Annotated in this window: 16 protein-coding genes; 10 read left to right on the top strand and 6 right to left on the bottom strand. The window is 71.0% G+C overall.

What is annotated here, in order from left to right; translation table 11 throughout:
* Nucleotides 1-24: 24 nt before the first annotated feature.
* The gene (locus G4D83_RS29810; protein WP_163868240.1) at nucleotides 25-831 is read right to left on the bottom strand and encodes a sterol desaturase family protein; all 807 of its coding nucleotides are present in this window, start codon (nucleotides 829-831) and stop codon (nucleotides 25-27) included.
* Between the two features lie 108 nt (nucleotides 832-939).
* Between G4D83_RS29810 and G4D83_RS29805 the strand changes: the two genes are divergently transcribed.
* Nucleotides 940-2,121: an acyl-CoA dehydrogenase family protein gene (locus tag G4D83_RS29805; RefSeq protein ID WP_163868239.1), complete on the top strand. Its 1,182-nt coding sequence runs from the start codon at nucleotides 940-942 to the stop codon at nucleotides 2,119-2,121.
* Between the two features lie 78 nt (nucleotides 2,122-2,199).
* Here the strand turns inward: G4D83_RS29805 and G4D83_RS29800 are convergent, their stop codons facing one another.
* Complete coding sequence (locus tag G4D83_RS29800) at nucleotides 2,200-3,126, bottom strand: DUF2058 family protein (protein WP_163868238.1); 927 nt, start codon at nucleotides 3,124-3,126, stop codon at nucleotides 2,200-2,202.
* Nucleotides 3,127-3,232: 106 nt separating this feature from the next.
* On the opposite strand from G4D83_RS29800, the gene G4D83_RS29795 reads away from it, so the two are divergent.
* The 3 genes from G4D83_RS29795 to G4D83_RS29785 all read left to right on the top strand — a co-directional run bounded on the left by G4D83_RS29795 (nucleotide 3,233) and on the right by G4D83_RS29785 (nucleotide 5,501).
* The gene (locus tag G4D83_RS29795; RefSeq protein ID WP_163868237.1) at nucleotides 3,233-4,270 is read left to right on the top strand and encodes a hypothetical protein; all 1,038 of its coding nucleotides are present in this window, start codon (nucleotides 3,233-3,235) and stop codon (nucleotides 4,268-4,270) included.
* 212 nt (nucleotides 4,271-4,482) lie between these two features.
* Nucleotides 4,483-5,010 carry a hypothetical protein gene (locus tag G4D83_RS29790; protein WP_163868236.1) on the top strand — a complete coding sequence of 176 codons (528 nt, stop codon included), beginning with the start codon at nucleotides 4,483-4,485 and terminating at the stop codon, nucleotides 5,008-5,010.
* Nucleotides 5,011-5,156: 146 nt separating this feature from the next.
* Nucleotides 5,157-5,501, top strand: a complete 345-nt coding sequence (locus G4D83_RS29785) for a hypothetical protein (protein WP_141646503.1) — start codon at nucleotides 5,157-5,159, stop codon at nucleotides 5,499-5,501.
* Nucleotides 5,502-5,519: 18 nt separating this feature from the next.
* On the opposite strand, the gene G4D83_RS29780 is transcribed toward G4D83_RS29785, so the two are convergent.
* Nucleotides 5,520-7,040 carry a peptidase M3 gene (locus G4D83_RS29780; protein ID WP_163868235.1) on the bottom strand — a complete coding sequence of 507 codons (1,521 nt, stop codon included), beginning with the start codon at nucleotides 7,038-7,040 and terminating at the stop codon, nucleotides 5,520-5,522.
* A 170-nt stretch (nucleotides 7,041-7,210) separates the two neighbouring features.
* On the opposite strand from G4D83_RS29780, the gene G4D83_RS29775 reads away from it, so the two are divergent.
* On the top strand, nucleotides 7,211-8,131 hold the full coding sequence (locus G4D83_RS29775) for an RluA family pseudouridine synthase (protein WP_163868234.1): 921 nt from the start codon (nucleotides 7,211-7,213) through the stop codon (nucleotides 8,129-8,131).
* A 4,812-nt stretch (nucleotides 8,132-12,943) separates the two neighbouring features.
* On the opposite strand, the gene G4D83_RS29770 is transcribed toward G4D83_RS29775, so the two are convergent.
* Nucleotides 12,944-13,249, bottom strand: coding sequence for a hypothetical protein (locus tag G4D83_RS29770; protein WP_163868233.1), 306 nt, complete (start codon nucleotides 13,247-13,249; stop codon nucleotides 12,944-12,946).
* A gap of 158 nt (nucleotides 13,250-13,407) precedes the next feature.
* Between G4D83_RS29770 and G4D83_RS29765 the strand changes: the two genes are divergently transcribed.
* On the top strand, nucleotides 13,408-14,550 hold the full coding sequence (locus tag G4D83_RS29765) for a hypothetical protein (RefSeq protein ID WP_240356738.1): 1,143 nt from the start codon (nucleotides 13,408-13,410) through the stop codon (nucleotides 14,548-14,550).
* Between the two features lie 10 nt (nucleotides 14,551-14,560).
* Here G4D83_RS29765 and G4D83_RS29760 read toward each other — a convergent pair whose 3' ends face one another.
* Entirely contained in the window at nucleotides 14,561-15,412 is an 852-nt protein-coding gene (locus G4D83_RS29760) for a PorV/PorQ family protein (RefSeq protein WP_163868232.1), read from the bottom strand.
* Nucleotides 15,413-15,472: 60 nt separating this feature from the next.
* Between G4D83_RS29760 and galU the strand changes: the two genes are divergently transcribed.
* Both galU and G4D83_RS29750 read left to right on the top strand, forming a co-directional pair.
* Nucleotides 15,473-16,375, top strand: coding sequence for a UTP--glucose-1-phosphate uridylyltransferase GalU (gene galU, locus G4D83_RS29755; RefSeq protein WP_163868231.1), 903 nt, complete (start codon nucleotides 15,473-15,475; stop codon nucleotides 16,373-16,375).
* Nucleotides 16,372-17,127 (top strand): hypothetical protein, encoded by a 756-nt coding sequence (locus tag G4D83_RS29750; RefSeq protein WP_163868230.1) that lies wholly within the window; start codon nucleotides 16,372-16,374, stop codon nucleotides 17,125-17,127. Before galU ends, G4D83_RS29750 begins: the two co-directional genes overlap by 4 nt.
* Here the strand turns inward: G4D83_RS29750 and G4D83_RS29745 are convergent, their stop codons facing one another.
* Entirely contained in the window at nucleotides 17,128-17,787 is a 660-nt protein-coding gene (locus G4D83_RS29745) for a GNAT family N-acetyltransferase (protein WP_163868229.1), read from the bottom strand.
* 138 nt (nucleotides 17,788-17,925) lie between these two features.
* On the opposite strand from G4D83_RS29745, the gene G4D83_RS29740 reads away from it, so the two are divergent.
* Together G4D83_RS29740 and G4D83_RS29735 are read left to right on the top strand one after the other, a co-directional pair.
* Nucleotides 17,926-19,398, top strand: coding sequence for a PI-PLC domain-containing protein (locus G4D83_RS29740; RefSeq protein WP_163868228.1), 1,473 nt, complete (start codon nucleotides 17,926-17,928; stop codon nucleotides 19,396-19,398).
* A 45-nt stretch (nucleotides 19,399-19,443) separates the two neighbouring features.
* Nucleotides 19,444-19,995 carry a GNAT family N-acetyltransferase gene (locus G4D83_RS29735; RefSeq protein WP_163868227.1) on the top strand — a complete coding sequence of 184 codons (552 nt, stop codon included), beginning with the start codon at nucleotides 19,444-19,446 and terminating at the stop codon, nucleotides 19,993-19,995.
* Nucleotides 19,996-20,047: the final 52 nt, after the last annotated feature.

Below are 20,047 nucleotides of genomic sequence, written 5' to 3'. Positions count from 1 at the left end.
GACGGGCACGCCTGACGACAGGCCTCACCCGGCGGGGGCGAGCGCCGGAGCCGGGGCCTGGGGCCGCAGGCGCTCCCCCACGCGCTCCAGTCCCTGGCCGGCCCGCGCACGGGCGTGGACCTGGGGATAGTCGTCGAACGCCGTGCCGAACCACCTGTCCAGCACCGTGGTGTACAGGCCGTAGTGGCCCTGGTACCGGGCGTGGTGCATGGCGTGGAAGGTGGGCGTGAGGACCTGACGCCCCAGCCAGGTCGACACGAAGCGCTCCGGCAGCCACTCCGTGTTCCCGTGGCCCACCACGTTGAGCACGTAGTTGGAGACGATGTAGAGCGCCACTCCCGCCTGGGTGACGGGCATCACCTCCAGCGCCAGGATGACGAGGCCGAAGTTGCCTCCCAGCAGCACCACGCGCTCCACCAGCGAGAAGGACAGCGACGTCAGCGGGTTCGTCACCTGCGCCACGTGGTGCTGCGCGTGGAACCGGTAGAGCGCGCGGGTGTGCAGCAGGCGGTGCGTGACGTAGAACCACACCTCGAAGCCCACGAAGAGAAAGACGAAGGTCGCCACCGTCGCGCCCACGCTGAAGGGCGCCAGCCGGGACTGGTACACGACGCGGAACGCGGCGACGAGCACCGCGTCGAAGAGCACCACCCGCACCGCCGCCCACGCCTCGCTGCGAAGCTGTCCCGGCGCCAGCGGCCTGCGGTAGACGCGCCGCCGAGCCCCCGCGCTCAAGCCCGCCGCCCACCACCCCAGGCCCACCATCGACGCCTTCAGCGCCCCCGACAGCCCGAGGACGAGGGGAAACATCGCCATGAATGCGTGCACCATCGCGCTCCACCTCCGGCCCTTGCCACCGACACCCATGCTAACCCCCGGAGCCGCGCCGGGTTGCACGGGCGGTTTGACGCTCCTGGACGCGGGCATTAGGACGGCGCCATGGCACGCGCGGAAATCACCGACTTGTTCCGGCTGGATGACCTGCTGTCCCCCGAGGAGAAGGCCGCTCGCGACACGGTGGCCGCCTTCGTGGACCGCGAGGTGCTGCCCATCATCGGCGGGCACTTCCGCGACGGCACCTTCCCCTTCCACCTGGTGCCCCAGCTCGCGGAGATGGGCGTGCTGGGCGCCAACCTCCAGGGGTACGGCTGCGCGGGGATGAACACCGTCAGCTACGGCCTCATCCTCCAGGAGCTGGAGCGAGGCGACTCCGGGCTGCGCTCCTTCGCGTCCGTGCAGGGCTCGCTCTGCATGTACCCCATCCACGCGTACGGCAGCGATGAGCAGAAGGAGCGCTTCCTGCCGGGCATGGCCAAGGGGCGCGTCATCGGCTGCTTCGGCCTCACCGAGCCGGACTTCGGCTCCAACCCCGGAGGCATGCGCACCCGCGCGCGCAAGGACGGCGACGACTACGTCCTCAACGGCACCAAGACGTGGATTACCAACGGCGCCATCGCCGACGTCGCGGTGGTGTGGGCCAAGACGGACGACGGCGGCCCCGAGTCCGTCCGGGGCTTCCTGGTGGAGAAGGGCATGCCCGGCTTCACCGCGCGGGACATCCCCGGCAAGTTCTCCCTGCGCGCGTCCATCACCAGCGAGCTGTCCCTCCAGGACGTGCGAGTGCCCGCGCGCAACGTGCTGCCCGGCGTGGTGGGCCTGCGCGGGCCCCTGTCCTGTCTCAACAACGCGCGGCTGGGCATCGCCTTCGCCGTCACCGGCGCCGCCATCGCCTGCTTCGAGGGCGCTCGCGAATACTCGCTGTCCCGCGCGTCGTTCAACGGCAAGCCCGTGGCCGGCTACCAGCTCACGCAGGAGAAGCTGGCGGACATGCTCCAGGACATCGTCAAGGCGCAGCTCGTGGGACTGCGCGTGGCGCGGCTCAAGGACGAGGGCAAGGTGACGCCCGTCATGGTGAGCCTGGCCAAGCGCAACAACGTGAAGAGCGCGCTCGACATCGCCCGCGTCGCGCGAAGCATCTACGGCGCCAATGGCATCACCGACGCCTATCCACCGGTGCGCCACATGCTGAATCTCGAATCGGTCTTCACCTACGAGGGCACCCACGAGGTGCACACGCTGGTGTTGGGCAAGGCCATCACCGGACTCGACGCCTTCGACTGACGCGCTTCACACACGGGAACCTCCCCTCGTCCCGGCTGCGTGGGAGAGGGGAGGGCCTTCTCGGGTGAAGCCGGGCGCCTAGCCCTGGCTGCTGCTCTCGCCGCCCTCGGCCTTCGGGGCCTCGGCGGACGTCGCCTCGGCCTCGACGGGAGCGGCTGCTTCGTCCTCGGAAGAGGAGGCCTCGGCGCCTTCCGCCGGGGACTCGTCGGACAGCTCCGGCGCGGTGCCAGCGGCCTCCGCCGCCTGCTGCGCCTTGAGCTCCTCGTCGTTCATGAAGCCGACGGGGTCGTCCTTCCGGTTGAGGAAGCGCACCGCCTTCTTCGAGAGCGCGTACATCTGCTCGGCCGCCGCGGCGGGCACCAGCGAGTGCTCGATTTGAGCGGGGTCCGGACGCTCCACCACGCCGAGCTCGCCGTCCTCCAGTCGCTTGGCCTGCTCCGGCGTCAGCTCCATGCGCCGCAGCTTGCCCTTGCGGGTCATGAAGTAGAACGCCGTCTCCCCGGGCTCCTGCGGCACCTGCGAGCCCAACACCAGCTCGCGCAGCGCCTTGTCCAGCTCCACCTGGCGCTTGGATTCGGCGCGCTGGTAGGCCTTGGAGCCGGGCATGGGGGGCAGCTTGGGGATGGGCTTCTCGGCCACGGCGGCGGGACGCCCATGCTGGGGCGCTCCACCTCCTCCGCCGCCACCGCCACCGGGACGGAAGGAGCCTCCCTGTCGGGGCGCTCCTCCGCCGGGACGAGGCGCTCCACCGCCGCTGGGACGTCCGCCGCCGGGACGGCCTCCGCCCTCACGGCCGCTGGGGCCACGGTCCTCGCCTCGGGAAGACGGAGCACCGGATGTCCGGTTCTCGTCACGCCGGGGCGGAGGACGGTTGCCGCCTGGACGTCCGCCCTCCTGGGGCTGGGGCCTCCGGGCTTCCGTCTGGCTGGTTGCCGCATCAGCCTTCTTGGACTGTTCCTCGGAGACGAGGCCCGCCTTCAACAACTTGTCGCGCAGGTTCTGCATGAGAAGGCCGTTCTATCCCTTGCACGGCCGCACGCAAGCCGCTGCTTGCCGCTCTTGTATGCGCCACGTAACTTGCCGCCCCCGTGGTACCCCCTCCGGAGGAGTCGTGAGCCGTCTGAAGAAGTCCGCCGTCACCCTCGCCTTGGCGCTGGCCGCCGCCAGTTGCTCGGACCCGGTCGACAAGGCGGCCAAGGCGCGCATCTTCTCGCCGGAGGACCCCCCGAAGGTGGTCGCCTCCGCCCAGCAGAAGCTCCCCCCGGAGGATGTCGCGGAAAACCCTCAGGTGGCCCGCCGCATCCTCGGCATGGACGCCGCCGAAATCACCGAGCGGCTGGGGCCCCATCGCTACCAGTCCACGCTCGGCTACGAGTGGACCTCCGCCGAGTCCAACCCCGTGAAGCTCACCGAGACGCGCACGTTCCGCGCGGGGCCCGGGGGTGTCAGCGGCGACTTCCACGGCGTGCTGGAGAACTCCCGGGACCAGGGCCTGGAGGTCATGCGCGTGGGCGGACAGGTGTTCGCCCGCAACCGGTACGGCCCGTTCCGTCAGCGGCTGCGCGACCGCGGCATGGCCGAGCGCACCCGCACGGAGCTGACCGGCGCCATCCGCGACTTCGACCTCCTGTTCCAGGGGCGGCTCAAGCTCGCCCCACAGGGCACCGTCACCTATGAAGGGCGCACGGCGTGGCGCTACGTGGTGACGCTGGCGCCCGCGCCGGAAGGGGATGGCTCCCGGCCGCTGCCGAAGCTGTTCGAGCCGAAGGGCGGCTCGGACGAGACGACGCGTCGGCGCGCGAACTTCTTCGCCCACCGGCTGCCGCGCTCATTGGATGGCGAGGTGCTGGTGGACGCGGCCACCTCCGTGGTGCTCAAGGCGCGGCTGGATGGGCGCGTGGGCGTGCCGTCGGAGAAGACGCCCGAGGCGGCGGAGCTGCGGCTGACGCTGGAGGCGGCCCTGTCCGAGCTGGGCAAGGACCCGAGGCTCGCGCCGCCCGAGGAGTTCCTCCCGGACGCGGACAAGCCCCAGGGTATCGCCGACGCGCTGGACCGCTTCGGCATCGAGCGCGCGAAGCCCGAGGGTGCCAAGAGCACCACGCCGGGCGAGGCGCCGCCCGAGCCCGAGGACGAGGCCGCGACGGAGTAGTCCGTTTCATGGGTGGGGCGCCCCAGGTGGGCGTCCTCGTCGGAAGGCCGGACAAGCGAGTCATGGGTGGCGGGCGCCCCGGCGCACCGAGCCAGGCTGCCTGCCCTGACCGCATCGCCCGGACACTTGAGGCCGCGGTGCTGTCGCGCCGCTCAAGTCCCTGGATTCACGCGGGTCCTCGGGTGGCGTGTGCCTTGCTCTCCTCGGGCCCCATGCCCCGTCTCCCCCTCCTGCTCCTGTGCCTGTGCGGGCTCTTCGCGCCGCTCGCGAGCGCGGAGCCTCCCTCCCGCAGCCTGGGCGTCACGGCGTTCCCGGTGGGGGCGTTCGCCCTGAAGGACTCGGACGGGCGGCGCGAGGTGGGCTACAGCGCCGGACTGGGGTGGAGCTATCGCCGGGAGCAGTCCTTCCTGGAGGTGGGCGGACACGTGGCCTCCAACCGCCGGCTCACCGAGGCGACCCCCATGTCCCTGAGAGTCACGCTCCCGGAGGCACACCGGGTCCGCCCGTACCTGGGGCTGGGGGTGAGCCTCCTGGTGTCCCATGGACGGGAAGGGGAGGAGGCTCCGCGTGTTCTCCAGTTGGGGCCGGAGCTGTGCGGGGGAATGGACGTGGAGCTGGGGGGCCGGCTGTTCCTGTCCGCCCAGGCCCGTTACCAGAATTTCTCCGCCACCGGCTCCCCGTTCTCCGGGCGGCGCCAGGCGCTCTCCACCGCGTTCCTGGGAGTGGGAATGCACCTGTAGGCACCCCCTGGCGCTACAGGGCGGGAGCGACCTGTTGGAAGAAAATTTGCGCCAACTCTTGCGTCCTCTACAATCCCCGACGGTTGCGGCTCGGACGCATCCGACATGCTCGGATGTTCAGCGTGCTGCACAACAAGGGAGCGGAGATGGAGCGCAAGGTCGGGAGTAGCACGGTGACGGCCAAGGAGGTCAAGGCGGCGCTGGAGAAGACGCGCACGCTCACGGCCGAGGAGGAGAAGGCGCTGCGCATGCGGCATGGCGCCGGCGCTTCCAGCACGCGAGCTCCGCTTCCGCGCGCGGCCGGCGACAACGAGGAGCTCGGCGATGAGCTGCTCGTCATCGAGATGCAGTTGATGAAGGCCATGCGCGCTCGCGCCGCGGCCAAGACGCCGGCCACCAAGGCGGCGGCGCCCGAAGCACCTCGTGCACGCGAGACGGCCGCCAACCCGACGAAGGACAAAATCGTTCGGGCGCTGCGCAAGAAGAAGTAGTCGCTCGCGCGGCCACCACTACCGGTTGAGGATGGCCACGAGGCGCTCCCCCGCCTCGGGCAATGCCAGCGGCGCGCCCGATACCTCCGTGGCCAGTCCTTCCGCGTCATCCGTTCCACCCCGAGCGTACAGCCCCTTCAGCCAGGTGGCGGCGTTCGGGTTCCTCCAGAAGTCCTCGTTGAAGCGCTCGGTGAGGCGCCTGGTGAGTCGGGCCTCCAGGGCCCAGGCTCGCAGGTAGTGCGCCACGTAGAGCTGCGGGTCCACGTCGTACAGGTAGAACCCGGGATGTGGCTCCGCGAAGAGGGCCCGGCGCTGGCCGTCGGCGTACTCGTCGGCGCGCTCGGTGGACGGGCCCTTCATGCAGAGCGACATCTCGTACGACAGCTTCGCGCAGTGGCGGCGCAGCACGCTGAGCGACTGGAAGGCGGCCATCCGCGACGTGTCTCGCGCGAGCGTCGTCGCCAGCCCCAGGTAGCGCTTGAGCCAGTCGGAGGACAGCAGCAGTCGCTCGAAGACGGCGGCGTGGGCCTCCGTCACGGCCGCGTCGCCCAGGCGGCGCAGCTCCATGGGCAGGTCCCCCGAGACGTGGGCGCGGTGGTGGGCATGGCCCAGCTCGTGGAGCAGGCTGCCCACGGCGTCGAGTCCACCGCGGGGCTGGAGCACCACGCGGATGTCGTCCGGCACGCGGATGGTGACGACGAAGGGGCGGGGCGACTTGCCGGGGCGGTCCTCCTCGTCCATGCGGATGCGGCCTCCGGCGTTGGGCGTGAAGCCCCACTCACCGAGCCACTCGCGCACGGCGGGCCACGCGTCCTCCCTGCGGAAGTGCTCATCCAGCCACGGGGCCTGGAGCGCGGCCTGGACGTCGTGCCTTCGCGCGTCGCCACCGGGCAGGGGCCGCAACTGCGGGTCCGTCTTCTTGAGCACGTAGGTGAGCACGTCGCGGTAGGCGTCCTCGGTGTGCTTCAGCGTCAGCTTCGCGGCCTCGGCGAGCTGGGGGTAGTCGATGCCGGTGATGTTCCCGCGCAGGGTGAGGTAGTCGCTGGCGCCGAGTTTCTCGGCGGTGAGGAGCGTGGCTTCGCGGCGGTCGCCATAGGGGCCGCGGTTCTCCCAGAGGTAGTTGCCGACGGCGCGCTCCAGGCCGGCGCGGCGGGCACGATTCGGCTCGTGGGGGAGTCGGCTCATCGCTCCGGCGAAGTCGAAGGACTCGTCGTCGACGTTGAGCACCGCGTTGGCTTCCACGGTGGCCATGGCCTGGGCGGGACGGGCGGCGAGGGCCTCTTCCACCTGGGTGGCCACCAGCTCGCGCACGAGCTGGATGCGGCGGATGGCGACGAGGTCGTTCTTCGCGCGGGCCTTGGCGAGTGCCTCGGTGGCGGCGACGAAGGTTTCCGGGGCGGACAGCTCCGGGAAGGAGGCGTGGAGGCTCGCGATGGGAAGCTCTCGCGCGAGGCCGGCACCATGCCGGTACTGAAGGGTGGCCAGCTCGGCGAGGAAGTCGTCCAGCCGTGTGCGGACGGCGTGTAGGGGGCGGTCCATGGGCGCGGACCGTACCAGGGCTCGCGAGCACAAAGGGCCGAGGCTACGACGCTCGGTCGATTGTCGAGCCTGTCAGACAGCGAATCCTGGGAGGAGGAAGGCTCCTGCTTGTGGTTCGCCGTGCCTTTCTGTAGCGAGCAGCCCGGCATTGGACGCGTGTGAGGTGGGCCGTGAAGCGTCGGACATTCCGGGCGGAAGGCGCGCGGGCGGTGGTGGAGGCGGTGGCCTTCGAGCTGGGCCTGCCCGTGGAGCAGGCGCGCGGGCTGGTGGAGGTGGGCGCGGTGTACGTGGCGGGGCGGCGCTGCAGGGACTCGAAGGCGCGGCTGACGCCGGGGCAGGTGGTGGCGGTGGTGCTGGAGGAGGGCGGCCAGAGTTCGCTGGCGGAGGCGCCCGCCGCGCCCACGTTCCGCGTGCTGCATGAGGATGCGGACGTCCTCGCCGTGGACAAGCCGGCGGGCCTCAACGCACAGCCGACGGAGGCCCGCGTGGGCGCGAGCCTGGTGGACCAGGTGAGTGGCTACCTGGGACGCGAGGCGGGGCTGGTGCACCGGTTGGACCGGGAGACGTCGGGGGTGACGGTGTTCGGCAAGACGCCCCAGGCGACGTCCGCGCTGGCGGCGGAGTTTCGCGAGGGCCGGGCGCGCAAGCGCTACGTGGCGGCCACCGGGCCTGGGCTGCCGGAGTCGGGGACGGTGGACCTGCCCTTGTCGAAGGACCCGTCGCGTCCGGGGCGCTGGCGGGCGAGTCGCGCGGCGAATGGCGTGCCCGCGCTGACGCACTTCCGCACGCTGTATGCGGGGCCGGAGTTCTGCGTGGTGGAGCTGCTGCCTCAGACGGGACGCACGCACCAGTTGCGTGCGCACCTGACGGCGCTCGGAGCGCCCATCCTCGGGGACTCGCGGTATGGCGGCGCGGCGCGGGCGGGAGGGGTGGAGGTGGCTCGGTGTCTGTTGCATGCGCAGGCGCTGGAGCTGGCGCATCCGGCCACGGGAGCACCGTTGCGTGTGGAGGCCCTGGTGCCCGAGGACCTGCTGCGCTTCTTCACTCTCGCGGGCGTCGCGGTGCCTCAGGGGGCCGTGCCCGAGAAGTGACGGGATGCGCCGCGGCGGAGTGCCTCCGCCTCATCCTGGCGACGTGGCCTCATGGCTCCCCCGGTTCAGGGTCGCCACCAGACCCAGGCCCTCCCCGTCAAGTGGCTCCACGGGCGAGTCGCGGGCGGGCAGTACCGGCCTCACGGCGCGGGGGGCCATCCGTTGAGCCCGCTTCGACAGCAAGCAGCCGAAGGGCCTGGAGGGTGCCTTCCAGGAGGCTCTCCGCCGCTCGGGCCACGGTGGGCTCGGCATTTCGCGCGGGAAGCATGACGGTGACAGCCCGGATGGCCCGCGTTGTGTAGACTGCCGCACCCATGGGTGGCGTGAGAAACGGCAAGGGCGCCGGCACGCCGGAGCCCGCGGCCGTCCGACAGGAGGTGCCGCGATCCGGCATGCTCGAGGTCGGGCCGACGGACGATGCGGAAGCCGGGGTGGCTCGCCACTTCCGGGCCGCTGTGCGCTGGCTGCGCGAAGGTGCTCCCTCTCGGGCCTTCGAGGAGCTGGAGAAGGCCTGCCACACCCTGCCCATGTCCCCCCGCCTGGCTGCTGGGCTGGTGCGTTTCGCGCGAACCGCTGGGGCTGAAACTGTTGCCATCGGATTGCTGGATTCCGTTCCGGCCACCGCGCCCGCCGAGGTGCGGCGTGCCGTGCGTCGCCAGCTCGCGAGGGTGTTGCGCCGGACGCATCAGACGGCCCGTGCTCTTTCCGTGCTCGAAGCCTTGGTCGGGGAGTTCCCCGAGGAACGTCGCGCGCGGCGGATCCTGGAACTGCTCCGAGCCAAGGGCCGAGGGGATGGAGGGCGCGCACCGGCTCCGCCGAGCGCCGTGCTGGAGAAGCTGCCCACGAAGAAGTCGGGCGTTCAGGCCCTGGCGGTCTGGGAAGAGGACGAGGTCGACTACCACGCGGCGACGGTGGTCGATGCGACGGGAGCGACTTTGGGTCCGCCCGCCGTGGTGCCTCCGCCGCGCACGCTGACGATGGAGCTGGCTCGGGTGCAGTTCCAGGTGGAGGCGCCGCCCCTTGGGTTGACGGTGCCTGGCGGGGCATCGGCTCGGGGCGTTGGGCCCGAGGGCGGGAGCGCGCCGGAGGCTCCGACCCCGGTGGTGCCGAGTGGGAAGGGGACGCGTCCGGTCGAGCACGCAGTGTCCGCGCCTCAGGCTCCAGCGGATGTTCCGTTTCCGTGGGATGTGGCGCCGACGGAGTCGGTGCCTCAATCGGGTCCCTCCGTTGCCGGGCAGGGGATGCGGACCGGTGGATTGCCCGTGGATGCGGTGGTGCCGGGCTCGAAGGTCGAGGGCGGGGCGGGGGAGTCGTCGGAGGATTCAGGTCCTGGTGCGGCGCGGAGTGACGCCGTGGACCTGTCGACGAAGGCGGCTTCGGAGGTGGGGCTGCTCGACGGAGAGGCTTCTCCGACCGAGGTGGATTCGGTCGCGAGGCAGCGCGTCACGGGGGCGCTGGCGACCGAGCAGGTGTCACGTGTCGGGCACGGTGATGAAGCGGTCGCGCCGAACGATGTGGCCTCGAGTGCCGAGCGGAGTGCCTCAGGGGCCCTGCTGAACGATGCGGCCTCCAGTGCACCGGGTAGTGCGGTTGGCTCGCCGGACAATGCGGCCTCTGTCGGGGCCGGCGTCACGGAGAACTCGCCAGACAATGCGGCCTCTGTCGGGACTGGCCTCGCGGAGGATTCGCCAGACAAAACGGCTTCCCTCGGGCCCGGTAGCGCGGAGGTTGTGCCGAGCACGACGGCTTTCAGTGTCCCAGGTAGCGCGGAGGTTGTGCCGAGCACGACGGCTTCTGTTGGGACCAGCGGCGTGGAGCTGTCGCCGCGCAAGGTGGCATCCACTGGTTCGAGCGGCGTGGATGCTTCGCCGAATCAGGCAGCTCCTCCTGGGGCGAGTGATGTGCCTGCCTTGTCGACAGAGGTCGCTTCGCGTGTCGGGCTGAGTGATGTGGATGCCTTGCCGACCGAGGTGGCTTCCACTGTCGGGCCGGGCGATGCGGATGCCTTTTCGCGCGGAACGGCCTCGGGCGCGGAACGAAGTGACGCCACGGATTTGCCGACAGAGGCGAACCCTGGCGAGGGGTTGCTCGACACTCGTGACGTGTCCGCAGGAACCACTCCGAACGGCGCGGTGGACCCTGCACCCGCTTCCGCCGCGCGGCGCCTGACGCCGGCTTCAACCCGCGCTTCGTCGCACGAGTCGACTCCGAGTCCTGATGCACAGGTCGCGGCGAGCCTGGAGTTGACCGCTCCGACGGCCTCGCCCATCAGCACCGAGCCGAGCGACAAGGCGATTCCTCCCGAGGAGGATGCCCCCAGCTCCGCGCGTGCTGCCGCGGTCGAACCGGAGGACGACAGCGAGTTCCGCGCGAAGACCCAGGTGGAGATGCCCGCTGTCAGGGTCCAAGACCTGTTCCCCTGGGACGTGCATCCTCAGGAGGCGCCACTCCCCGCGCGGTCTCCTGGCGGGACCGCGACTCCTCCCTCGAAGGGGAAGCCCGCCGCCTCGGGTTCACCACCCGTCCTCCATCCGGTGGGCACGGAGCCCGCTCGCTCCAAGCCCCAGCCTGCTCCGGCTCCCAAGCGAGGCGAAGACGCTCCGCGCTCGGAGACGATGGAGGTCCCGCTCGCTGACCTCTTCGCCGCGTTGGGGGGCGCACCCGCCGGCGTTTCGGAGCCTGGAGTCCCAGGCAAGAGTGGTCCTGTCTCTTCTCGCCCTGACCCCGTGGCCCCGTCCCGGCCCGGGCGCTCGGGTGTGGCGGAGCCCACTCCTGGAGAAGACGCGGAGGAGTTGGCGCGTTCGCACAAACTGGAGGCGCAGTTCGTCGCGCGTCGAGCGTGGCGTGAGCTGGCCCAGCTCTATCTCAAGCGCGCGGACCGGGCGAAAGACCCGGGGGCTCGCGCGGAAGCACTGACGCGACTCGCGGAGGTGATGGAGACCGAACTCCAGGACCCCGCTGGCGCCGCGCGAATGTACCGGGAGATTGTCGAGCTGACCGGAGACCGCTCCGCGCTGCGCGAGCAGGTCCGCTTGCTGGCCTCGCGGGACGACGCCTCACTGGTTCGCCGAGCGCTCGATGAGGCCATCCAGCGGGCAAGGACGGGCCGCGCGCGCGCCATGGCGCTGCTGACTCGAGGAGAGCGCTGGCTCCACATGGGGGAGCCTGGGAAGGCCCGTGCGGATTTCGAGGCCTCGGAGGCGCTCGCTCCAGATTTGCTTCCCGCGCTCGCGGGCCTGTTGTCGTGTGTCGAGGGTTCGGAGCGCTCGGCTGTCGCGAAGCGACTGCATTCCGTGCTCGCCACGACGCCGCGCCGGGCGGCGGACCGCGCGGAGGCGCTCCGGGTGCTCGCGCGCACCGCGGAGGAACAGCTCGATGATTCCCGCCTCGCGCAGTGGGCCTGGGGCGAGGTGCTCATCGAGAGCCCTGACAGCGAGCAGGCTCGAGAGCGCCTCCTGTGGCTCGCGCGAGAGCTGGGTGACACGGCGGCGCTCGGACAGCTTCTGCGCGCGCAGATAGCTCGCGAGTCGCGGGGCCCTGTCGCACGGCAGTCTCGCCTGGAGCTGGTGGCCACCCTGGAGTCATCGGGGGATGCCGAGGCCGCGCTGAACGAGCTGCGTCAGGCGGTGCGCTTCGAGCCAGGACACAAGGAAGCGTGGCTGTTGCTCGTGGAGCGTTTGCTGGCGCGAGACAACAAGGGCGAGGCGGCCTGGGCGCTCGAACACGCCGCCACCGCGACCGAGGATGAACTCGAACGCGAGCAGACCTGGGACCGACTGGCGCGCATGTGGCGTGAGTCGCTCGGTAATTCAGAGCGTGCGCAAGTCTATGCCCGTCGCGCGGAGGGACTGAGGCTCGCACGTGAAGAACGGGAGGCGGTGCTTCCTCCCGAGCCTCCTCGCAGCGCGACACCTCGCCGCGAGCCGAGTGGACCGAAGGCGCTCCTCGTTCCGTTGCCCATGACGACGACGTCGCTCGTCGCGGCCGGACGCGATGACCTGTCCGAAGAGATTACGTCGACCTCCGACCCCAGTGCTCTTCCCGGTGGGACAGGCGAAGGCGCGGGGCAACGAGATGCGAGGTCCGCGCCGCCAGCGGGCACCTCGGGTGCGCAGGGTGGTGGCGCGGGTGCACGCCTCGAGCGGTCCGCACCGCAAGGGGGTTCAGCCGCCGCATCTGCTGGAGCAGAAGGCGCTCGCGAAAGGCCCGTGGGTGCGCGCGCGGAGAAGCCCGCTGCCGCTGCGTCGCGCGGCGAGAAGTCCACGCCCGCTCGTGGGCCCGCGGCATACGAGGACAGACTGGGCGCGCTGGGGCCGGAGCTGGACAGGCCCGCGCCTTCTGGGTCGACGGTGGTCTTCGGCGAGAATGCGCCCGCGCCGCGCGCGGACAAGCCCGCCGCTGAAGCCAAGGGACCAGCGGCTCCTGAGGCACCTCGTGCTTCCGCTGCTCGCGGCGAACGTTCCGCCGCGCCGCCAGCACGTTCGGTCAATCCGGCCGACGGCAGGGCTCCCGCGCCGCCAGCACATGGCGCAAAGCCGGCCGACAGTGCGCCGGCTGCACGTGGTGATCGCGCCTCCGCACGAGCCGCCGCACCGTCCGACAGCGCCCCCGCTGCACGTGATGAGCGAGCCCCCGCGCCGTCCGGCCGTGGTGCCGTTGCGCCCGAAAGTGCGCCTGCGGCACGTGGTGGGCGAGCCCCCGCGCGGCCATCACGTGCGGCGCCTCCGGTCGACAACGCTCCTGCCGCAGCTCGCGGCGAACATGTCGCCGCGCCGTCCGCACGCGCCGCCGCACCATCTGACAGTGCCTCCGCTACACGCGGTGACCGAGTTTCCTCGCCACCCGCGCGCGGTGCCGCACCAGCCGACAGTGCCCCCGCTGCGCGCGGCGAGCGAGCCGCCGCACCACCCGCACGCGGTGCCGCACCAGCCGACAGTGCGCCTGCGGCACGCGGAGAACGAGCCGCGCGCGGTGCCGCACCAGCCGACAGTGCCCCCGCCGCGCGCGGAGAACGTGCTCCTGCACAGCCAGCACGAGCCGCCGCACCGCCCGACAGTTCCCCCGCATCTCCTCCCGCCGCACGAGGTGAGCGAGCCCCAGCGCGCGCAGCCGCTCCATCTGACAGCGCCCCCGGAGAACGCGCCCCCGCGCCCCCCGCCCGCGCGGCCCCGCCGTCCGACAGTCCTCCCCCACGCGCCGCCGCCCCCTCCCGTCCCGCGAGTCCTCCGGACGCACCGCGAGGTGGCAAGGCCATCGACCTGATGAGCGGCAAGCCCATGGACCTCGACGCCGCGTCCGTCCCCGAGACGCGCGTCATCTCCTGGGAAGCCCCGCCGGGACGCATGGACCCCGTGCGCCGGGTCCTCCGCAACTCGCGTCCCGAGGGCACCTCCGCCGGTCCCGCGCCGGGCCGCTCCTTCATCTCGAAGCCCCCCGCGCAGCCCGTGGGCGCCGCCGAGACGCGCGAAAATCCCATCATCCCCGAGCCCGCTCCACCGGCGGACACCGAGCCGGAGGTCTTCCGCCAGCTCCGCGAGCGCCCGTTAGACCCCGTCTCCTACGCGAACCTCGCCGACTTCTTCGACACCCGAGGCGACGCCCCGCGCGCCGCCCTCATGCGCGAAATCGTCGAGGCCCTCGCCGGGCGCGAAGTCCCCGTGTCCCGCCTCCAGCGGCCACCCCTCACCGCCGACGAGCGCGCGGGCCTGCGTCACCCCGGACTGCGGACCACCTCGGGCGAACTGCTCGCCTACGCGGGCATCGCCCTCTGCCGCCTCTTCCCCGCCCAGGGCCGCGCCGCCGATGCCTCGGAGCCCCTGCGCGCCGTCGCGGGCCCGGGCGCGCCCGCCGTCCTCGACGCCCTCCACACCTCCGCGCGAGTGCTCGCGGTCAACCTGCCGGAGCTCGTGCTCGCCGAGGACGATGGCCCGCCCTTCACCGCCGTCCACACCGACAAGCCCCGCCTCCTCGTGGGCCGCGCCGCGATTCACCAGCCCCTGCCCGCCGCCGAGCTGCGCTTCCACGCGGGCCGCGCCCTCGTGTCACTGTCCCCCGACCTGCTCGCCCTGCGCGCGCTCAAGGGCGCCCAGCTCCTGCGCGCCCTGGCCCTCTTGTCCACCGTCCTCAAGAACCCGAAGGACTCCAGCTCCGACGCGCGGCTGGTGCGCGAGACACTGTCCCCGCGCGCTCTGGAGCGCACCCTGGAGCTGCTCGATTCAGGCACCCGGGACTTCAACGCCTCGGCGCTCGCGGATGCCGCACGCGACTCCGCCAACCGCGCGGGCCTGGTGGCCTGCGGTGGCGTGGGGCCCGCGGTGACGGTGATTCGCTCGCGCCGCTCGAACGACTCGGAGCTGGTGGAGCTGCTGCGCTTCGCCGCGTCCGAGCGCTACCTCGCCCTGCGCGTGCCTGCCCGCTGAAGCACCCCGCTCAGTTCATCTGCATGCGGATGGTGAGCGCCAGCATCCGGCCCTTCTCGCCACCCAGCTCGTACCGGTACGCCAGGTCCAGACCGCCACCCGTCTCCGTCATGAAGCCCAGGCCCGTGCTCAACCGCGACGTGCGCGTGAAGCCGTCATATTGATAGCCCGCGCGCAGCGGAACCTGCATCCCGAGGATGTACTCGAGCCCGCCGCTGTACGTGAGCGTCGTCTTGTCGTTCGTCTCGAAGTCCGCGCGCACGTCACCGGCCAGCGTCAACATCCCCGAGTTGATGCCGATGTGGCCCGAGTAGTACCGCGTCAACTCCACGTTGTCGGTGTTGATGAGGTTGTGCCCGGAGATGCCCGCCACCAGGGACTCGGACAGCCGGAACAACAGCCCCGTGTCGACTGTCACCGAGTTGGCATATCGGTCCGAGCCGCTCATCCGCAGATAACGCGCCGCCGCGCCCAGCAGGATGCCCGGGGTCAATGGAAACCCCACGCCCAGCGAGCTGAGATGGGCGGTGGTGCGAGCCCCGCCGCGGCCCAGGCTGACCCAGTGGTAGTCCACACCCATGGCCAGCCTGCTGGTGGCGCCGTCGATGAGGGAGACGCCGAGCACGCCCTCCTTGAGACGGTGGTCCCAGGCCCCCGTGCCCTCGACGCGGTAGGCCGGATACAGGGCCATGGCGGCGGGATTGCCCAGCACGGCCTCCGTGCCCAGGCCCAGGGCGCGGTAGGCGCCACCCATGCCGTAGGCGCGCGCGCTCATGACATCCCTCAAGTCCTCCTCGGGCTGGGCCAGGGCGGCGGTGGAGACACACACGGCGAACAGCAGCACGACGGGACGGAGCGACATGGGGGCATCATCCTAACCAGCTTGATGGGGTGGGTGGGCGCCAATAGATTCCCTGGCCCCATGTCCGCCAACGCACCGAAGGCAGAGCCCCTCATCCGCAAGTGTGTCATCCCGGCAGCCGGGCTGGGCACTCGCTTCCTCCCCGCCACGAAGTCCATCCCCAAGGAGATGTTGCCTATCGTGGACACTCCCACCCTCCAGTACATCGTGGAGGAGGCGGTGGCCGCCGGCATCGAAGACGTCGTCCTCATCAATGGCCGGGGCAAGAGCGCCATCGAGGACCACTTCGACATCGGCTTCGAGCTGGAGACCACGCTGCGCGCCCGGGGCAAGACGGCGGACGCGGACAAGCTGCGCGCCATCGCCGAACTGGTCCGCGTCGTCAGCATCCGTCAGAAGGAGCCCAAGGGCCTGGGCCACGCGGTGCTGTGCGCCAAGAGCGCCATCGGCGACGAGCCCTTCGGCGTGCTGCTGGGCGACGACATGATTGACGCCGAGGAGCCGGGCATCCGCCAGCTCGCTCGTGTGTTCCGCCAGTACAACCAGGCCGTCATCGCGCTGATGGAGGTGCCCGACGACGAGACGCATATGTACGGCATCGCCGCGGGCACGGACCTGGGTGACGGCGTCATCCGCATCGACCGCGTGGTGGAGAAGCCGAAGAAGGGCACCGCGCCCTCCAACCTCGCCGTCATCGGCCGCTATGTCCTGCCGCCGGAAATCTTCCCCATCCTGGAGACCCAGACGCCGGGCGTGGGCGGGGAAATCCAGCTCACCGACGGCCTGGCCACGCTCCAGAAGTCGCACGGTCTGTTGGGGTACAAATTCAAGGGTCAGCGCTATGACGCGGGCGACAAGGTGGGATACCTGAAGGCGAACATCGCCTACGCCCTCAAGCGCCCCGAGCTGCGAGGCGGGTTGCTCGAGTACATGCGTGAGGTCGTGAAGACGGAGAAGCCGTGAAGCGCATTGTCGCACTCGTCGCAGTCCTGCTGTCCTTCACCGCTGTCGCCTACGTGCTGCCGGGGGGCTCCATCCTCCGGCGCATGGTGGGCGAGCGAGATGAACTCAAGCTCTCCGGTGTGCGGGTGGAAGGCTCGCTCAGCTTCAGTGGCCCCGCGGTGAAGGAGGCGGGCTCGGCGCTGGGAGCGGCGACGGACCGTCCCGACCTGCAGGGAGACGGCGTGCTGTACCTGCGCGTGCCGGGCCGCTGCCGCTTCGAGGCCTCGGTGCCGGACGGCAACGCGCGCACCGCCGTGGTGCAGGTGGCGGGGCGTCGTCGGCTGGAGGGCAATGACATCCCCTCGCTCTCCGTGCTCGTCGCGCAGGTGTGCCCGATTTTCGCCTCGGGCGGTGGCCCGGTGCAGCAGACCAAGGAGTCGATGCAGCAGTACCTTCAGGGGCTGGGCGTCGACACGACTCGCACGGGCCTGGCGCGCTTCGGTGGAGAAGTCGCGTACGTGCTCGGAGACCAGGCCGAGGGGCGCTCCCAGTTCTGGGTGTACAAGGATTCCTTCCGCCCCGCGCGGCTGCGCTACACGGACTCGGCGAAGGTGGCGTGGGACGTGCGCTTCCTGGACTACAACTCGCCCGCGATGGGTGAGGCGATGCCGCGCAGCATCGAGGTGTGGCGGGGAGAGCAGCGCGTCGTGCGCTTCACCGCGCTCAAGGGCGACACCCGGGCCACGCTGGCCGACAAGCTCTTCACGCCGTAGTCACCCGGGCACCGCCGTGCGCTCCGGCCCCGCGTCGGAGCGCGCCTTGGAGGGCCGCCACATGAACCACTGGGGCGGTCCTCCGTCGAAGCACGGCTCGGTGCGCTGGAGCTCGAAGCCGAAGCCCGCGTACCAGTCGCGGTTGGAGGCCTTGGCCGTCTCCAGGAAGCACGGCGCGCGAGTCTCCTCGGCCAGGGTCAGGCCCGCGCGCAGCAACCTCACACCCAGACCGCGCCCCTGGTGCGCCGGGTCCACGGCGATGGTGGCCAGGTACCAATGCGTGGGCGTGTGCGGGTGGTAGCGCTCCAGCCTCGCCAGCGCCTGTATCGCCAGCCGCGCGCGTCCCGGGAAGTGACGCAGGCCAGCCCAGACGGTGGGCAGGAATCCGGCCTGCCTGCGGAGTGACTGCGGAAACGCTCCGGGCCGCAGCCAAGCCGCCACCCCCGTCAGTCGTCCATCCTCGACGGTGGCGTGCACCACGCCGTGCTCCAGACAGTCGCGCACGGTGGCCAGGTAGAAGGCCGCGGCCACATGCGCGCGCTTCTCCGAGGAGCCCGGGAACAGCTCCGCGAGGAAGGGGTAGTCGTCGAAGGCCCGCGCGCACATCGGGCCGACCTGCTCCAACAATTCCGGCCCGAGATTCTGGACGCTCACCGTCATGGTGACGCGACTGTAGTCCGCCCCCAGCGGGCCCGCGCGCCTCGGCGTAAATCCCCATCAATGCGCCACCTGGGGAGCAGCGGACTCTACTTGTCAGAGGTCCCTGTTTCGTCTCCCACCCCAAGGACGGAGTCCCCGATGGCCTGGCTCGACAGCAAGATTCGCTCTGGTGGTCTGGTGCAGCCCCAACCCCTGAAGGTCGAGCTGCCGGAGTCCCCGCCTCCGCCTCCGCCTCCTCTCGCGCCGCCGACGGGGATGCCGACGAAGGATGAGTTCGTCGCCGCCGCCGCGCCCAAGCCGGGCATGCCCGCGCTCGGCGTCGTCGCGGGGCCGCCTCCGGCGCAGGACCTCATCCCGCAGGAGGCCCAGGCGGTGGCGGAGTCCTTCCGCACGGGCGGCGCCTCCGCGGCGGCTCAGAAGCTCCAGGAACTGGTGAACCAGCACCACGGAGACCCGGCGACGGGCGCGGACCCCACGTACGCGGACAAGCTCCTCCAGGCCGCGCAGCCGACGTTGGAGCAGGTGAGCCAGGTGTTGGGGCACCGGGCTGGCAATGACGTGGACGACGACACGAAGGACGCGTTCGGAAAGAAGGACGTCACGCGTGACACGCTGACGGCGCTGGCCGCCGTCGCGGAGAAGGCGGGGCCCGAGGCCCTGAAGTCCCTGGGCAAGACGCTCGCGACGGGGCTGCCCGACGACGGCCAGCTCAACCAGTTCGACGACGTGCTCAAGTCCCTGAAGAAGGACCACGCGGTGGGCGTGGCCAGGCTGGGCGGCGCCACCGTGACGGAGCTCCAGGGCCTGGGCAAGCAGCAGGCCGCGAAGGAGCTGTCCAAGGACCATGACGCCCTCGATTACGGCGGACGGTGGAAGCCCGGCCAGCCGCTGTCCGAGGCGAAGAACGCCCACCTGACGAACACACAGGAGCAGTTCGCCGACGCGGTGAACAGCGACCACAACTGGTTCGAGGGCGACGTCCAGCTCAACTCGGACGGAGTCCTGGAGATGAGTCATGGCGAGGGCGGCAACCAGCTCTCGCTCAAGGACTGGCTCGCGAAGGGCAAGGAGCTGGGGGTCGGCATGAAGCTCGACATCAAGTTCGACGACCCGAAGGTCGAGGACCCCGCGAAGCAGAAGGCGGCCTTCGAGGAGATGCTCAAGCTGGCGAAGGAGTCGGGGATTCCGGACGAGCGGCTGATGTTCAACGTGGGCATCGGCGAGACGAAGCAGTTCGGCTCCACCATCCGCGAGCTGTTCCCCAACGCCACGCTGGCCGTCAATCCCTCCAACGGCGACGGCAAGCTCAACGAGGCGGAGGCGAAGGAGATGATTGCCGTCGCCGAGCAGGCGGGCCCCGGGCCGGTGACGTACGTCGTGAACTACGACAGCCTCACCCACGAGCGGTACGCGAAGAACGAGGAGATCGACGCGTCCCTCAAGCTGCTGGAGGAGAAGGGGAGCGTCTCGGTCTGGAACTCGTACCAGCACCCCGGCAAGAGTCCGGTGGGCGACCCCAAGCAGGCCACCGAGGAGCTGCGGGAGCGCGGGGTGACAGGGGTGGTCGACCTGCGCAAGTCGCCCTGGTACACGCGCCTCGCCGAATACTGACCCGCGTCGTCCTGTCGTCGGGCGCACGCCGTCGAGCCGACGCCCATGCCTCCTTCCGACTCCCAGTCCCGCGTCGCCGTGCTCCTCGCCACCCAGGAGGACGGCGCGCGGTTCGCCGCGCTCGAACGGGCCTCCGGTGAGGTGTTCCGTCAGCTCGACGACCTGGCCTGGATTGCCGACGACGACGTCATGGAGGAGGCCGACCACCGCCCTCACATCCTCGCGGGCACGGTATGGGTGGCTCGGGACGAGGACGCGGGCGTCGTGGGCTTCCTAACGGCTCAAGAGGTGGGCTCCGCGCTGCATGTCTGGCAGATGGCGGTGCACCCCTCGCATCAGCGGCGAGGCCTGGGCCGCGCGTTGCTCCAGGCCGCCGCCGCGCCTGCCCGTGAGACGGGCCTGTCCACGCTCACCCTGACCACCTTCCGCGATGTGCCGTGGAACGAGCCCTTCTATGTCGGGCTTGGCTTCACCCGCGTTCCGGACGACGCGCTGGATGCTCGGCTCCGCGAGGTGCTGGCGCACGAAGCACGCTCGGGTCTGCCCCGAGAGCGGCGCTGTGCGCTGTTGATGGACCCGCGAGCGATGGGGGGCTGAGTCCAACGTCCGCCCGGCCAGGTGACGTGCGAGCAGGCACTCCCACGGGGCG

It is taken from the genome of Myxococcus eversor (assembly GCF_010894455.1).
Taxonomy (GTDB): domain Bacteria; phylum Myxococcota; class Myxococcia; order Myxococcales; family Myxococcaceae; genus Myxococcus; species Myxococcus eversor.
The sequence above is the reverse complement of the archived record's forward strand: the minus strand, read 5'-3'. Positions and strand labels throughout refer to the sequence as shown.